Annotated in this window: 18 protein-coding genes; 2 read left to right on the forward strand and 16 right to left on the reverse strand. The window is 66.4% G+C overall.

Annotation, left to right across the window (positions count from 1 at the left end; translation table 11 throughout):
• Positions 1-220 precede the first annotated feature (220 nt).
• Genes BG90_RS05555 through BG90_RS05560 form a run of 3 tightly spaced genes read right to left on the reverse strand, consistent with a single transcriptional unit; the run spans position 221 to position 2820 of the window.
• Complete coding sequence (locus BG90_RS05555) at positions 221-1039, reverse strand: MetQ/NlpA family ABC transporter substrate-binding protein (RefSeq protein WP_010101475.1); 819 nt, start codon at positions 1037-1039, stop codon at positions 221-223.
• Positions 1040-1192, reverse strand: coding sequence for a hypothetical protein (locus tag BG90_RS31980; protein WP_010101473.1), 153 nt, complete (start codon positions 1190-1192; stop codon positions 1040-1042). It abuts the gene before it with no gap.
• Positions 1189-2820, reverse strand: coding sequence for a methyl-accepting chemotaxis protein (locus BG90_RS05560; RefSeq protein ID WP_045568082.1), 1632 nt, complete (start codon positions 2818-2820; stop codon positions 1189-1191). The genes BG90_RS31980 and BG90_RS05560 overlap by 4 nt, the downstream gene beginning before the upstream one ends.
• 188 nt (positions 2821-3008) lie before the next feature.
• On the opposite strand from BG90_RS05560, the gene BG90_RS05565 reads away from it, so the two are divergent.
• Positions 3009-3299 carry a YciI family protein gene (locus tag BG90_RS05565; RefSeq protein ID WP_010113743.1) on the forward strand — a complete coding sequence of 97 codons (291 nt, stop codon included), beginning with the start codon at positions 3009-3011 and terminating at the stop codon, positions 3297-3299.
• Between the two features lie 219 nt (positions 3300-3518).
• Here the strand turns inward: BG90_RS05565 and BG90_RS05570 are convergent, their stop codons facing one another.
• The 5 genes from BG90_RS05570 to BG90_RS05590 form a co-directional block, all read right to left on the reverse strand.
• Positions 3519-4136, reverse strand: coding sequence for an SCO family protein (locus tag BG90_RS05570; protein WP_010101463.1), 618 nt, complete (start codon positions 4134-4136; stop codon positions 3519-3521).
• A 19-nt stretch (positions 4137-4155) separates the two neighbouring features.
• On the reverse strand, positions 4156-5058 hold the full coding sequence (cyoE, locus tag BG90_RS05575; RefSeq protein ID WP_010101462.1) for a heme o synthase: 903 nt from the start codon (positions 5056-5058) through the stop codon (positions 4156-4158).
• A 12-nt stretch (positions 5059-5070) separates the two neighbouring features.
• Complete coding sequence (locus BG90_RS05580) at positions 5071-6180, reverse strand: COX15/CtaA family protein (protein ID WP_045568083.1); 1110 nt, start codon at positions 6178-6180, stop codon at positions 5071-5073.
• Positions 6181-6223: 43 nt separating this feature from the next.
• Positions 6224-6865, reverse strand: a complete 642-nt coding sequence (locus BG90_RS05585; RefSeq protein WP_010101460.1) for an SCO family protein — start codon at positions 6863-6865, stop codon at positions 6224-6226.
• Positions 6866-6929: 64 nt separating this feature from the next.
• Positions 6930-7643, reverse strand: a complete 714-nt coding sequence (locus tag BG90_RS05590) for an SURF1 family protein (RefSeq protein ID WP_010113740.1) — start codon at positions 7641-7643, stop codon at positions 6930-6932.
• 87 nt (positions 7644-7730) lie between these two features.
• Here BG90_RS05590 and BG90_RS05595 point away from each other — a divergent pair, with 87 nt between their 5' ends.
• Complete coding sequence (locus tag BG90_RS05595; protein ID WP_004200193.1) at positions 7731-7940, forward strand: twin transmembrane helix small protein; 210 nt, start codon at positions 7731-7733, stop codon at positions 7938-7940.
• A gap of 159 nt (positions 7941-8099) precedes the next feature.
• Here the strand turns inward: BG90_RS05595 and BG90_RS05600 are convergent, their stop codons facing one another.
• The 8 genes from BG90_RS05600 to BG90_RS05635 all read right to left on the reverse strand — a co-directional run bounded on the left by BG90_RS05600 (position 8100) and on the right by BG90_RS05635 (position 15096).
• Positions 8100-8957 carry a cytochrome c oxidase subunit 3 gene (locus BG90_RS05600; RefSeq protein WP_010101449.1) on the reverse strand — a complete coding sequence of 286 codons (858 nt, stop codon included), beginning with the start codon at positions 8955-8957 and terminating at the stop codon, positions 8100-8102.
• Between the two features lie 131 nt (positions 8958-9088).
• Positions 9089-9292: a DUF2970 domain-containing protein gene (locus BG90_RS05605; protein WP_010113737.1), complete on the reverse strand. Its 204-nt coding sequence runs from the start codon at positions 9290-9292 to the stop codon at positions 9089-9091.
• Between the two features lie 17 nt (positions 9293-9309).
• A complete protein-coding gene (locus BG90_RS05610; protein ID WP_010113736.1) occupies positions 9310-9915 on the reverse strand; it encodes a cytochrome c oxidase assembly protein in 606 nt (201 codons plus the stop codon).
• A gap of 21 nt (positions 9916-9936) precedes the next feature.
• Complete coding sequence (locus BG90_RS36625) at positions 9937-10077, reverse strand: cytochrome oxidase small assembly protein (RefSeq protein WP_004550920.1); 141 nt, start codon at positions 10075-10077, stop codon at positions 9937-9939.
• 69 nt (positions 10078-10146) lie between these two features.
• Complete coding sequence (gene ctaD / locus BG90_RS05620; RefSeq protein ID WP_010101445.1) at positions 10147-11754, reverse strand: cytochrome c oxidase subunit I; 1608 nt, start codon at positions 11752-11754, stop codon at positions 10147-10149.
• A gap of 43 nt (positions 11755-11797) precedes the next feature.
• Positions 11798-13369 (reverse strand): cytochrome c oxidase subunit II, encoded by a 1572-nt coding sequence (gene coxB, locus BG90_RS05625; RefSeq protein ID WP_038801911.1) that lies wholly within the window; start codon positions 13367-13369, stop codon positions 11798-11800.
• Positions 13370-13418: 49 nt separating this feature from the next.
• Entirely contained in the window at positions 13419-13895 is a 477-nt protein-coding gene (locus BG90_RS05630; RefSeq protein ID WP_010101442.1) for a DUF2244 domain-containing protein, read from the reverse strand.
• Positions 13896-14130: 235 nt separating this feature from the next.
• On the reverse strand, positions 14131-15096 hold the full coding sequence (locus BG90_RS05635; protein ID WP_025989631.1) for a methyltransferase domain-containing protein: 966 nt from the start codon (positions 15094-15096) through the stop codon (positions 14131-14133).
• Between the last annotated feature and the right edge of the window lie 18 nt (positions 15097-15114).

Raw genomic sequence — 15114 nt, forward strand, 5'->3', positions numbered from 1 at the left:
TAGGCGGGCCGCGCTCCCCGGAGCATGCGCGGCTCGCGCCGCCGCGCCGAAAAAGGGGGCGCGACGGCATGCGTCTGAGGATACCATTTCCGCAGACTATTCAATATTTCGGGACAGTACCAACAGGCTCGTGCGGGCGGCCCGCCATCCGCTTCGCCCAAAACAAGAAGGCCCGCGCGATGCGCGGGCCTTCCGGCGATTCGAAGCTAACGGACGGCGCTCAGAACGACGCGACCATCGAGCCCTTGAACTGCTTCGCGATGAATTCCTTCACTTCCGGCGACTGGTACGCCTTCACGAGCTTCTTCACCCACGGTTGATCCTTGTCCTTCGCGCGGACCGCGATCAGGTTCGCATACGGGCTCGTCAGCGATTCGAGCGCGATCGCGTCCTTGGTCGGCTGCAGGTTCGCCGCGAGTGCGTAGTTCGTGTTGATCACGGCCGCGTCGACGTCGGACAGCACGCGCGGCAGTTGCGCGGCGTCGAGCTCGGTCAACTTCAGCTTCTTCGGATTCTCCACGACGTCGAGCACGGTCGCGTTGTTGCCGCCCGTGCCCGCGCCCGCCTTCAGCTTGATCACGCCTTGCGTCTGCAGCAGCAGGAGCGCGCGGTTCTCGTTCGACGGATCGTTCGGCAGCGCGACCTTCGCGCCCGCCGGCAGATCCTTCAACGACTTGAACTTCTTCGAATAGACGCCGATCGGCGAGATGTACGTGAGGCCCGCGCTCACGATCTTGTAGCCGCGCTGCTTCACCTGGCTGTCGAGGTACGGCTGGTGCTGGAAGCTGTTCGCGTCGAGGTCGCCCGCGTCGAGCGCCGCGTTCGGCTGCACGTAGTCGTTGAATTCGATGACCTTCACGTTCAGGCCTTGCTTCTCTTTCGCGACCTTCTGGACGACTTGCCAGACCTGCGCGTCCGGGCCCGCGACCGTGCCGACCTTGATCACCTTGTCCTGCGCTTGCGCGCCGACGGAAACGCAGAGGGCAGCCGCGCCGGCCGCGACCGCGGAAACAACTTTCAGGAGAGTGCGACGCTTCATCTATTTCTCGCTTGCTTGCAGAACCATCCAGGCTCGATAAAGGGAGCGCGACGGCCTGACCGGCCGGGCCGCGCATCGGAAAGCGCAGATGGTGTCACAAGATCGCAACGCTGTGAAATACATCCCGTTCATATAGGTATGGGAATGCGTCATGCGAGCGCCGGCTCGACGCGGCCGGACAATGCGACCGCGCCCGGGCCGCTGCCCGCCGCCGCGCCCGCGACAGCCGCGCCGTCGCCGACCTGGAACGCGCTCACCGATTCGCGCAGCCGCGCCGCCTGCTCCTGCAGCGACGACGCGGCGGCGGCCGCCTCCTCGACGAGCGCCGCGTTCTGCTGCGTCATTTCGTCCATCTGCGTGACCGCGCGGCCGACCTGCGAGATCCCGCTCGACTGCTCCTCGGACGCGGCCGCGATCTCGCCCATGATGTCGGTCACGCGCCGCACCGCCTGCAGGATCTCGGTCATCGTCGTGCCCGCCTGGCCGACCAGCGCCGAGCCGTTGTGCACGCGCTCGACCGACGCGTCGATCAGCTGCTTGATCTCCTTCGCGGCCGTCGCGCTGCGCTGCGCGAGCGAGCGCACCTCGCCCGCGACGACCGCGAAGCCGCGGCCCTGCTCGCCCGCGCGCGCCGCCTCGACGGCCGCATTGAGCGCGAGGATGTTGGTCTGGAACGCGATGCCGTCGATCACGCCGATGATGTCGGCAATCTTCTGCGAGCTGTCGTTGATCTCGCCCATCGTGCCGATCACGCGGCTCACGACGTCGTTGCCCTTCAGCGCGATCTCGGACGCGCTGTTCGCGAGCCCGCTCGCCTGCCGCGCGTTCTCGGCGTTCTGCTTGACCGTCGCGGTCAGCTCCTCCATGCTCGCCGCGGTCTCCTCGAGCGACGCGGCCTGCTGCTCGGTGCGCTGCGACAGGTCGTGATTGCCCGCGGCGATCTCGTGGCTCGCCGCCGCGATCGACTCCGCCGCGAGGCGAATGCCGCCGATCGTCGACTGAAGCCGGCCCTGCATGTCGCGCATCGCGGCCATCATGCTCGTCTCGTCGCCCGCGCGCACGGCGACGGGCCGCGTCAGGTCGCCCGCCGCGATCCGCGCGGCAAGCGTAGCCGCCTCGTCCGGCTCGCCGCCCAGGCTCGCGCGCACGTTGCGGATGATGACGAGCATCGCCGCCGTGATCACGAAGCCGATCACGAACACCACCGCGAGATGGCTGACGAGCGTCTCGTAGTAGACGGTGTCGATGTCCTTCAGGAACACGCCGCTCGAGATGTTCCAGTCCCACGGCGCGAAGCGCGTCACGTAGCTGATCTTCGGCACCGCCGTCTCGCTGTGCGGCAGCCGCCCGCGATACTCGGCGAAGCCGCGCCCGCTCTCCTTCGCCGCGTTCAGGATCGCGACGAAGAGCGGCTTGCCGTCCGGGTCCAGGTAATCGCCGACCTGCGTGCCGACGAGCTTCGGCAGCGTCGGGTGCATCAGCACGACGGGCTTCGAATCCATCACGAACAGATAGCCGGAATCGCCGTAGCGCATCGCCGACAGGCGCTCGAGCGCGTCGCGCCGCGCATCGGCGTCGCTCATCTTGCCGCTCTGCGCGAGCGCGTAGTACGCCTTCACGACGCCCGCCGCCGAATCGACGAGGTTCGCCATCCCTTCCTTGCGCTCGGCGAGCATCGTCGAGCGCGTCTCGAACGCGCTCCACGCCCCCACTCCCAGCAATCCGACCCATACGAGCGCAAGCGCCAGCCACAACTTGCGATTCAAGCTCATTCTGTTCATCGTGTGTGCCTTCCCGTGTTGTGTTCGTTGCGCACCCTCCGCGCCGCGGCCCCGGCAGCGAACGATCGCTGCCGCTATTTACGGCATGCCGGCTTACAACTTGAATGGAAGCGCGACGGCGGCGGCTGTGCTACAAGGACGGCTTGGCCGCGACACGGCGTCGCGGCCCGCTTTCCGACGAGGCCTCCATGTACGTGATCGACATCCGCTACACCGCGCCGCTCGAGCGCATCGACGACGCGCTCGAACGCCACTGCGCGTATCTGCAACGCCATCTCGACGCCGGCGTGTTCGTCGCCTGCGGGCCGAAGGTGCCGCGCGACGGCGGCGTGATCCTCGCCGTGCGGATCGATCGCGACGCGCTGGATGCGATCCTCGAGACCGATCCGTTCGTCACCGATGGCCTCGTCACGTACACGGTGACCGAATTCCGGACGACGCGCGTCGCGCCGGGCGTCAATCTGCCGGCGCTGCCGTAAGCGGCGCGCGGGATCGGGACAAGAAAGGACGAAGCGCGAAGGCGGAATCGACGGTCGGCAAAACCGGCCGCTTACGGCAAAACGCCGTTGTCCGCGGCGAATGCCGCGATCGCCGCGCCGCGATTTTCGCCATCGCCATGAAAAACACCCCGAAGGCCGGACGGGCGTCCGACGCTTCGGGGTGCATGTCGCGCCGACGCGCGGCCGCTCGTTTCGCTATCAGCCGAGCAGCAGCTTCAGATCGTGGACCCACGGCCCCGGCCCCTGGCCGTCGCGCACGAAGAGGCGCAGCTTGCCGCTCGGATCGAACACGTAGCTCGCGGCGGTGTGGTCCATCGTATAGCTGTCGGGCGTCTTGCCCGGCACCTTCGCGTAATAGACGCGGAAGTCCTTCGTCACCTTCTTCAACTGCGCCTCGTCGGCGGGCCGCAGGCCGATGAAAGCCGGATTGAACGCGGGCACGTACTGGCCGAGGAGCGCCGCGGTGTCGCGTTCCGGATCGACCGTGACGAACAACACCTGCACGCGCTTGCCGTCCGGGCCGAGCTGCTGCAGCGCCTGCGACAGCTCCGCCATCGTCGTCGGACACACGTCCGGGCAGTGCGTGTAGCCGAAGAACACGACGACCGCCTTGCCCTTGAATTCGCCGAGCGTGCGGATCTTGCCCGTCGTGTCCGGCAGCGCGAAGTCGCTCGCGAATTGCGTGTTGCCGGTGATGTCGAGATTCTGGAACGCCGGCTGCTTGTTGCAGCCCGCGATCGTCAATGCGCCCGCGAGCATGCAGGCGAACAGCCAGCCGCGCTGCGCGCGGCGGCGTGCGAACAGGGATTTGAGCATCGCTATCGAACCGATGGAGTTACATCCCGATCACGGGACGTGCGTAGTGGTCGACCAAAAGCGCGGCGAACAGCAGCGACAGATAGACGATCGAATAGCGGAACGCCTTGCGCGCGAGCGCATCCGAATAGTCGCGGTAGATCTTCCACGCGTACGCGAGGAAGATCGCGCCGAGCAGCACGGCGCTCGTCAGATAGACGGCCCCGCTCATGCCGGAGATGAACGGCATCATCGTGACCGCGAACAGGATCACCGTGTACAGCAGGATGTGCAGCCGCGTGAACTTCTCGCCGTGCGTGACGGGCAGCATCGGCAGGCCCGCGTTCTCGTAGTCCTTGCGGCGGTACAGCGCGAGCACCCAGAAGTGCGGCGGCGTCCACACGAAGATGATCAGCACGAGAATCCACGCGTCGCCCGGCACCGCGCCCGTGACGGCCGCCCAGCCGAGCGCGGGCGGCATCGCGCCCGACGCGCCGCCGATCACGATGTTCTGCGGCGTCATCGGCTTGAGCAGCAGCGTGTAGATCACCGCGTAGCCGACGAACGTCGCGATCGTCAGCCACATCGTCAGCGGATTCGTGAACGTGTAGAGCGTCCAGGCGCCGAGGCCGCCCAGCACGGTCGAGAACACGAGGATCTGCGCGGTCGTGATCTCGCCGCGCGCGGACGGCCGCCACGCGGTGCGCCGCATCATCGCATCGATCTTCTGCTCGACGAGGCAATTGATCGCAAACGCGGCGCCCGCCAGCAGCCAGATGCCGATCGTGCCGCCGAGCAGTGCTTTCCACGGCACCATCCCCGGCGTCGCGAGGAACATCCCGATCACCGCGCAGAACACGGCGAGCTGCGTGACGCGAGGCTTCGTCAGCGCCAGATACTGGGAGAGGCGGCTACCGGGCGATTGGGAAAGTGTGGTGTCCATGTACGGTCAACGTCACGCGGGCGCGGCGTCGCGCGCGGGTTGCGCGGCGCGGCCGGGACGGCTTGAAAGGATGCGAAAGTTTAGCATGACGACGAGGAGGAGCAGGATCGCGGCCCCCCCGTTATGCGCGACCGCGACCGGCAAAGGCCACTGCAGCACGATATTCGTCAAACCCGTGACGAATTGCAGCACGACGACGAAGAGCACGCCGTTCGCCGGGCGCCGCAGCGACGCGAAGCGGCGCATCTTCAGCGCGAAGGCGGCCAGGTACGCGACGACGACGAACGCGAACGTCCGGTGCGTCCAGTGGATCGCGACGAGCGCGTCCTGCGTGATCGCGTCGCCGTCGTTCGTCATGCCGAGCGCGCGCCACAGGTGGAAGCCGTTGCGAAAGTCCATCGGCGGAATCCACGCGCCGTTGCAGGTCGGGAAATCGGTGCACGCGAGCACCGCGTAATTCGTGCTGACCCAGCCGCCGAGCGCGATTTGCACGACGAGCAGGACGAGCGCCGCGAGCGCCGCCGCGCGATAGCGGCCGGCCTCGGGCTCGTATGCGGGCAGCGGCGTCTGGCGCGCGGCGAGCCAGCCGAGCGTGCCGAGCAGCGTGAGGCCGAGCAGCAGGTGGATCGTCACGATCACGGGCTGCAACTTCATCGTCACGGTCCACGCGCCGAACGCGCCCTGCACGAGAATCAGCAGCAAGAGGCTCGTCGGCCACCACGGCGATACGTGCAGCGGCCGGCGGCGCAGCCGCGCGGCCCACGCGATCACGGTCTGCGCGATGATCAGCACGCCGATCGCCATCGCGAAATAGCGGTGGATCATCTCGATCCACGCCTTCGTCATGCTGACGGGGCCCGTCGGCATCGCCTGATGCGCGGCGGTGATCGCCGCGTGCGCGACGAACGGCGACGACGTGCCGTAGCAGCCGGGCCAATCCGGGCAGCCGAGGCCGGAATCGGTCAGGCGCGTGAAGCCGCCGAACATCACGAGATCGAGCGTGAGGAACGTCGTGATCCAGACGAGCTTGCGGAACTTGTCGTCGTCCGCCTTCACCCACACGTACGACAGCGGCAGCAGCGCGATGCAGAGGCCGATCAGGCCGAGTTGCAGTAGATACATCCGTGTTTCTCTCTTACCCTCTATCGCCGGTCGCAGCCGGCGCTCAACCGATGCTCGACCACTTGAGGAGCTTCGTCACGTCCTTCTTGATCTTGCTCGGATCCGGATTCTTCGGGAAACGCATCATCAGATTGCCGTTCGGATCGACGAGATAGATGTGATCGGCGACCTGCGTGCCCGCGTCGGCCGGCAGCCATGCGGCGACGGCGGCCGGATCGGCGCGCAGCCTGACCGTGTCCGGATACGCGTCCGCGATCGCGGCCGGCACGTTCGCCGCGTCGCTCTTCAGCCACACCATCGTGATCCGCTGCCGCTCGCCTGCCTGCGTCGCGCGCACCTGGCGCATGAAGTAGAGCTTCTTCGCGCACGCGTCGCTGCACGCGCCGCCGTCTTCCATCACGAACAGCCACACGCCGCGCAGCGACGCGAGCGGCACCGTCTTGCCCGCTTCGTCGACGACGGTCAGATCGGGCGGAATCGGCCGCTGCGGCTCGATCAGCGTGCCGTAGTTGGTCGCGCCGCCGCGCGGCTTGATCACGTAATACGTGAAATACGACGCGATCACGGGCGCCGCGCAGACGAGCGCGAGCGCGAGCAGCACCCAGCGGCCGCGCTTCCATGAACCGCGCTGCGCGGGTTCCGCTTGCCGGCCGCCCTGCGGCTCCGTCGGACGGGAAGATTGCATCACCAAAGAAACCTCTTGAAACGATGGACGTCGCGCGGCGCCGCGCGACGGACCGGCGCCGCCGTCACGCGTCGCCGGACTGCTTTTTCGCCGCGCGCCGCGCGGCATACAGACCGAAGCCGGCGGCAGCCGCCGCCATGCCCCACCACTGAAACATGTAACCGTAGTTGCGCTCGACGCCCGTCGTCGGCGCGGGCCAGTCGCGCACGAGCTTGTCGCCGCCGTCGCTCGTCTGCTGAATCACGAACGGCTGCAGCGGCAGGCCGGTTTCCCGCGCGTACGCGGCGGCGTCGAGATTCTGCCGGATCTTCTGATGCGCGGCCGAGCCGCCTTCGCCGAGTTCGAACGCGCGCGACGCGCTGCCGCGCGCAATGCCCTCGATCGTCACGTCGCCCGCAGGCGTCGCGAACGGCTCGATCGCGGTGCGGTCCGCGAAATTGCGCGGCAGCCATCCGCGGTTCACGAGCACGTAGCCGCCGTTCGCGAGCTTCAGCGGCATCACGACGTAGAAGCCCGGCTGATCGTTGTACGGCCGGTTGTCGAGGAACACCACGAGCTCCGGCATGAAGCGGCCGACCGCGCGCACGCGATGGAACTCGATGTCCTTCAGCGCGACGGGCGCGCGCGGCACGTCGACGGGGCTCGCGCGCTCGTAGCGCGTGATCCGCGATTCGAGCGCCTCCTTCTGATGCGCGCGGTCGCGCTGCCAGAAACCGAGCCGCACCGTCACCGCGATCACCGCGAGAATCAGCAGCGCGGGCAGCCAGCGAATCCTCATCGCGCCGCTCCCCGGGGGCGACGACTGCCCGACCGAAGTGCGATAATGGCGCTTTCTTCCCCTAATTGCCGGTTTCCGGTTAGCTTCATGCACATTCTCGTTCCGATCGCCTTTGTACTCATCATCGCCAGCATGGTGTCGGCGCTGTATTTCATGATGCACGACCGGGGCCATACGAAGCGGATGGTCTGGTCGCTCGCGATGCGAGTCGGCCTGTCGATCTCGCTGTTCCTGTTCATCCTGTTCGCGAACTGGATGGGCTGGATCCATTCGACCGGCATTCCGATCGGCCGCTGATGCGGCATAACGCCGCACGAGCGCGATCCATTTAAGCAAAAACGCCGCCCGACGAAGTCGGGGCGGCGCACCGGTCGGCCTGCGGCCCTTCGGCGCGCATCGCGGCGCCGACGAACCAAGCAAACGGCCCGCGCATCGCTGCGCGGGCCGTTTTCGTTGTTACAGCCAGTAGACGACGACGTACAGGCCCAGCCAGACGACGTCGACGAAGTGCCAGTACCACGCGGCGCCTTCGAATGCGAAGTGGTGATCCGGCTTGAAGTGGCCGCGGATCATCCGCACCAGCACCACCGCGAGCATCGTGCCGCCCAGGAACACGTGGAAGCCGTGGAAGCCCGTCAGCAGGAAGAATGTCGAGCCGTACACGCCGGAGCCGAGCGTCAGGTTCAGCTCGTTGTACGCGTGGAAGTACTCGAAGCCCTGCAGGAACAGGAAGCAGATGCCGAGCACGAGCGTCGCGGCGAGCCATGCGATCGCCTTCGTGCGGTGATCCTCGCGCAGCGCGTGGTGCGACACCGTCAGCGTCGCGCCGGACGACAGCAGCAGCGCGGTGTTGAGGGTCGGGATCGGCCACGGGCCCATCGTCTTGAAGTGGCCGACGAGCGCGCCCGGGCCTTCGTTCGGCCACACCGCGGAAAAGTCCGGCCAGATCAGCTTGTAGTCGAGGCTGCCGAGCTGATGCATCGCGATTTCACGCGCATAGAACAATGCGCCGAAGAACGCGCCGAAGAACATCACTTCGGAGAAGATGAACCAGCTCATGCTCCAGCGGTACGACTTGTCGACGCGCTTGCCGTACATCCCGCTTTCGGACTCGGCGATCGCGTCGCCGAACCAGTGATACAGCACGAACAGAAGCCACAGCAGGCCGACGAGCGCCGTGTAGGGCGCCCACGGCTCGCCGTTGACCCACAGCGCAAACGAGCCGAGCATGACCAGCAGGCCGACGGCCGCGCTGATCGGGTGCTGCGACGGATGCGGCACGAAATAGTACGGGCTCTCGTTTTGACCGGTCATGCTTGATTCTCCGCTTCAGTCCAATTTGTTCCGGAACGATCCGGCTTATTTCTCTCTCGCGGCGCGCGCGGCGCCGCCTCACCTTCTGCTCGCGGGCTCGCGAAGCCGCGCGCCCGCCCAATCCGTATCCGCTACCCCACCACCGCGCGCACGATCAGGATCAGCACGCCGACGAAGAGCGCCGCGCCGATCAGCGCGGCGATCAGTACGTGCAGCGGGTTGAGCTGCGTCGCGTCCGCTTCGAGATCGCGCCGCTTGCGCACGCCGAAGAACGACCACAGTACCGCCTTCATCGTCTGCAAGAACGTACTCTTGTTACCCGATCCGCTCATCATCGTCGCCCTCTCCTGTGTCAGGCGGCGGGCTTCGCCGCGGCGCCGCCCGTCTGCCCCGCGGCGCCACGCGCAGCGGGCGCGGGCGTGTTCAGCTCGAAAAACGTGTACGACAGCGTGATCGTCTTCACGTCGTTCGGCAGCTTCGGATCGATCACGAACACGACCGGCATGTCGCGCGTCTCGTTCGCCGTGAGCGTCTGTTGCGTGAAGCAGAAGCACTCGATCTTCTTGAAGAACTCGGTGGCCTGCTTCGGCGCGTAGCTCGGGATCGCCTGCGCGACCACCGTTCTGCCCTGCCCGTTCGTCACTTCGTAGACGACCGTCGTCAATTCGCCCGGATGCACGTCGATGCTGTTGCGCTTCGGCTTGAAACCGAGCGGCCCGCGCGCGTTCGCGTCGAGCTCGATCGACACCGTCCGGGTGTAATCGATCTGCGTGTTCTTCGCCTCGCGCTCGCTGACGTCGCGCTGCAGCAGGTTGTTGATGCCGGTGATCTGGCAGATCGCGCGGTACATCGGCACCAGCGCGAAGCCAAAGCCGAACATCAGCCCCGCCACGACGACGAGCTTCACGAGCATCGACCGGTTGAACGCGCGATCGACGTTCGCCTCGGACTTCGACATCAGGACTTCCTCAATACTGCGTCAGGACGTGGACGCAATCCACTGCCGGACGACGGCACCCACAAAGAAAACGGCGACGACGATGAGCAGGATCAAAAGCAGCCGCTTGTTGCCCGCGCGAATCTCGTCGGGCGTTCGTCTTTTTTGTGAATTCCGGGTCATGCGAAATTTTTTCGATTGGGGCTCCGCCGCCCGCGTCGCACGACGCGGGCGGCGAACATAGGCAAACCGTTACTCGACCGTCGGCGGGTGCTCGAACGTGTGGAACGGAGCCGGGCTCGGCACCGTCCATTCGAGGCCCGTCGCGCCGTCCCACGGCTTGTCGGAAGCCCGCTCGAGATCGCCGCCGCCGCGATACGCGGGCAGCACGACCGCGAACAGGAAATACACCTGCGCGAGGCCGAAGCCGAATGCGCCGATCGTCGCGAGCTGGTTGAAGTCGGTGAACTGCGCCGGGTAGTCCGCATAGCGTCGCGGCATGCCCGCGAGGCCGACGAAGTGCATCGGGAAGAACGTGATGTTGAAGAAGATCATCGACGACCAGAAGTGGATCTTCCCGCGCGTCTCGTTGTACATCCAGCCCGTCCACTTCGGCGCCCAGTAGTACCACCCGGCGAAGAGGGCGAACAGCGAACCCGCGACGAGCACGTAATGGAAGTGCGCGACGACGAAGTACGTGCCGTGGTACTGGATGTCGAGCGGCGCCATCGCGAGCATCAGGCCCGTGAAGCCGCCCATCGTGAACACGAACAGGAAGCCGATCGCGAACAGCATCGGCGTCTCGAACGTCAGCGAGCCGCGCCACATCGTGGCCGTCCAGTTGAACACCTTCACGCCCGTCGGCACCGCGATCAGCATCGTCGCGTACATGAAGAACAGCTGGCCCGTGACCGGCATGCCGGTCGCGAACATATGGTGCGCCCAGACCATGAACGACAGGATCGCGATCGACGCCGTCGCGTACACCATCGAGCTATAGCCGAACAGCGGCTTGCGCGAGAACGCCGGGATCACCTGCGACACGATCCCGAACGCCGGCAGAATCATGATGTACACCTCGGGGTGCCCGAAGAACCAGAAGATGTGCTGGTACATCACCGGATCGCCGCCGCCCGCCGCGTTGAAGAACGACGTGCCGAAGTGGCGGTCGAACAGCACCATCGTGATCGCGCCCGCCAGAACCGGCATCACCGCGATCAGCAGGTATGCGGTGATGAGCCACGTCCACGCGAACATCGGCATCTTCATCAGCGTCATGCCCGGCGCGCGCATGTTCAGGACCGTCACGACGATGTTGATCCCGCCCATGATCGACGACGCGCCCATGATGTGCACCGCGAAGATCGCGAAATCCATGCCCGGGCCCATCTGCGTCGACAGCGGCGCGTACAGCGTCCAGCCCGCGGCCGTCGCGCCGCCCGGCGCGAAGAACGAGCCGACGAGCAGCACCGCCGCGACGGGCAGCAGCCAGAAGCTGAAGTTGTTCATCCGCGCGAACGCCATGTCCGATGCGCCGATCTGCAGCGGAATCATCCAGTTCGCGAAGCCGACGAAGGCCGGCATGATCGCGCCGAACACCATGATGAGGCCGTGCATCGTCGTCAGCTGGTTGAAGAACTCGGGCCGCATGATCTGCAGGCCCGGTTCGAACAGCTCGGCGCGAATCGCGAGCGCCATCACGCCGCCCGACAGGAACATGATGAACGAGAACAGCAGGTACAGCGTACCGATATCCTTGTGGTTGGTGGCGAACAGCCAGCGCCGCCAGCCGTGCGGGGTTTCGTGCGCGTGGTCGTCGTGCGCGTGGCCCGCGGCTACGTCGTGCCCGATGCTAGACATGAGAATCTCCTAATGCGAATACGTCGACAAACACAGCGACACGTCAAGCCGCCGGCCCGATCTCGACCCGCCGGGCTTCCTTCGCGTCAGCCCCGCCCGTGATCGTTTCCGGCTTCTTCAGAATGATGCGCTCTTCCGCGATGCCCGCGGCCTTCAGCGCATCGCGCACGGCTTGTGCGCGGCGCTTGGCCAGTTCGGCGTTCGCGCCGGCCGAACCCGTCTTGTCGGTGAAGCCCGACAGCGCGAGCTTCGCGTCCGGATGCGCTTTCACGTATTCAGCCGCTGCGGCGATCGCGTCCTTCGCGTCGGCCGGCAGTTCGCTCTTGCCCGTCTCGAAATAGATCTCCGCCGGCAGCGCCTGCGCCTGGGCGGCCGCGCCCGAGGCTTCCGCCGCCGGCGCCGCCGTGTCGCCCGCCTGCTGCGCGACGTCTTCCGGCAGCTTGCCGTTGCGCGCGTCGGCCACCTGCTTCGGCTGCAGCGAGTCGCCCTTGTGGTTGCCCCACGAATTGCGTTCGTACGTGATCACCGACGCGATGTCGAGATCCGACAGCGACGCCCACGACGGCATCGCGCCCTTGCCCTTCAGCACCTGCTCGAGGTGGCCGGCGATCGGGCCGTTGACGATCTTGCCGCCGTCGAGCGCCGGGAATGCGCCGACGCCCTTGCCGTTCGGCTGGTGGCAGGCCGCGCAGTTCGCCTTGTAGACTTCTTCGCCGTGCGCCATCAGTTCGGCGCGCGTATACACCTTGTTCGGATCGACCGCGCCGGCCGCGAGCTTCGCCTTCTGCGCGCTCACCCACTTCGCGTAGTCGTCGTCCGACAGCACTTCGACGACGACCGGCATGTACGCGTGCTCCTTGCCGCAGAGCTCCGTGCAGAAGCCGCGGTAGGTGCCCGTCTTCTCCGCCTTGAACCAGGTGTCGCGGACGAAGCCCGGGATCGCGTCCTGCTTGACGCCGAACGCCGGGACGTACCACGAGTGGACGACGTCGTTCGCGGTCGTGATGACGCGGATCTTCTTGTTGACCGGCACGACGAGCGGGTGGTCGACTTCCTGCAGATAGGTGTCGCTGATCGGCTGCTGGCCGTTGACTTCGCTGCGCGGCGTCGACAGCGTCGACAGGAAGCTGATGCCTTCGCCCGGTCCCTTCACGTAGTCGTAGCCCCACTTCCATTGGTAGCCGGTGACCTTGACCGTGAGATCGGCGTTCGTCGTGTCCTTCATCGCGACGACGGCCTTCGTGGCGGGCAGCGCCATCAGCACGACGATGATGAACGGCACGATCGTCCAGATGATTTCGACGGTGGTGCTTTCGTGGAAATTGGCGGCCTTGTGGCCTTTTGACTTACGGTGCGCGAAGATCGAATAGAACATCACGCCGAACACGCCGACGAAGATCACCGTGCAGAGGATCAGCATCATCGTGTGGAGGTCGTAGAGCTCCTCGGCGATCTTCGTCACGGGCGCCTGGAGGTTGATCTCGTTGACGCGGGGGCCGCCCGGGCTGTCGCCGACCGCCAGAGCGGCGCCGGACAAGAGCAACCCGCTGCATGCCAGCACGCCCGTGAGGGCTCGCTTGATTGTTTTCATAGCTTCCTTACCCAAAATTTCCATTCAAACCCTCCCCCGTCGCCGGCCGCCCGCTTCACGCCGGCCACCCCGTTCAGCCGCAGCGCGACAGCGAAGCGCGCAGCTCGCGCGCGAACTGCGCGCGCCGGTATTGCGCGAGGTGCTGCCCGACCACGACGGCCTCTCCGCGCGACACCAACTTGATTGGATCGCGCGGCGACGCACCCGGCTCGACCCGCACCCAGCGCGGGTTCAATTCGATCTGCGTCAGCCGCTCCGCGCTCATCCGCTCGATGACGAGCCGGTGAGGATACAGCCGGATGCGTTCGTAATCGACTGCATGGCGCGCATAGACTGCGAACGCGACGCCCACCGCCAGCAACTCGATCCCGGTGAAAGGCAGCACGAGCCAGGCTCCGCGCCACGACAGCAGGACCGCGATCAACAGCGAAAACGCCGCGAGCGAAACGTAGAACGCCACGAATTGACGCGGCGACACCGAACAGTTGCGCTTCATCAGCCAGTCCGCGAGGACCGGTTCGGCGTCATGCAAACCGTTCGCTGCTTCCATCGCTGCCTCTCGCGAATGGCGTCTGATGCTTGCCCTCGTCGGGCCGGCCGTCCTGTATTGTGAGGACCCCCAGGACGACAAACTGTCGCATTATAGGCGGGTTCAAAGTCATCCACAAGCAAACGGCCATCGCCCGGCAAGCCAAGCGCGACAAGCTTCCCGGCCATTTCAGGAGGCTTTTTCCAGCCTCCCGCGGCCGTTAATTTCCGGCATAACGAAACCCGTCTTTACCGCGTCACGAACGCTTCGGCCACCCTCTGCCGATGTCCTGCACGCGCACGATGCTGAAGCCTTCCGCGGTCATGCGCGGTGCCGCCTTCCAGGCGTGCCCGTAGATCACTTCGAACGTCAGCGGAATCGTGCCGTCGTCGCGCCGGCGCGCTTCGAGCGCGTCATGGAGCGCCGCGCGCAGACGGCGCGACGCATGCCCCGACGCGTCGCGCCCGAACGGATACGCGCCCAGGCGACGCACGTCCGCAAGCAGCGAATCGGGCGACTTGTAGGTGACGGTCAGCGTCTCCTGGTCCATCACCGGAATCTCGAAGCCGCTCTCGACGAGCATGTCGCCGAGATCATGCATGTCGACGAAATCGATCACGCGGGCGACCGCGGGCGCATCGCCCGCCGCGGCGGCGGCCTCCGCGCATGCGGCGCGCAGCTCGCGCAGCGTGTCGGGGCCGAGCGTGCTGAACATCAGCAACCCGTCGACGCGCAGCACGCGATGCCATTCGGGGAACACGAGATCGGGACGCGCGTGCCAGTGCAGCGCGAAGTTGGACCAGAGGAGATCGAACGCGTCGCTCGCGAACGGCAGCTCGGAGAAATCGGCTTGCGCGACGCGCGGCCCGCGATGGCCGAGCGCCTTCGACAGCGTCGCCGGCAGAAACCGGCGCCAGCTCGTCTCGGCCGTGTCGCGCGCGGCCGCGCGCGCGAGCATCGCGCGCGATACGTCGACGCCGAACACGGGCGCCTCCGGAAAGCGCGCGCGCAGCAACGGCAGGTCGTCGCCCGTGCCGCAGCCCGCATCGAGCACGCCCGCCGGATTCACCTTGATGTAGTCGAGGCGCTCGCGCATCCGCTGCGCGATTTCGCGCGGCAGGAACGACACGGCGTCGAACACGGCGGCGCGGCGGTCGAAGATCCGCCGCAAGCGCCGTGGATCATAGGCCGGACGGCTGGTTTTTGCGGGAGCTGGGGACATGTCGGGCACACTGGCGAA

This window comes from Burkholderia oklahomensis C6786 (assembly GCF_000959365.1).
GTDB classification, from domain to species: Bacteria; Pseudomonadota; Gammaproteobacteria; order Burkholderiales; family Burkholderiaceae; genus Burkholderia; species Burkholderia oklahomensis.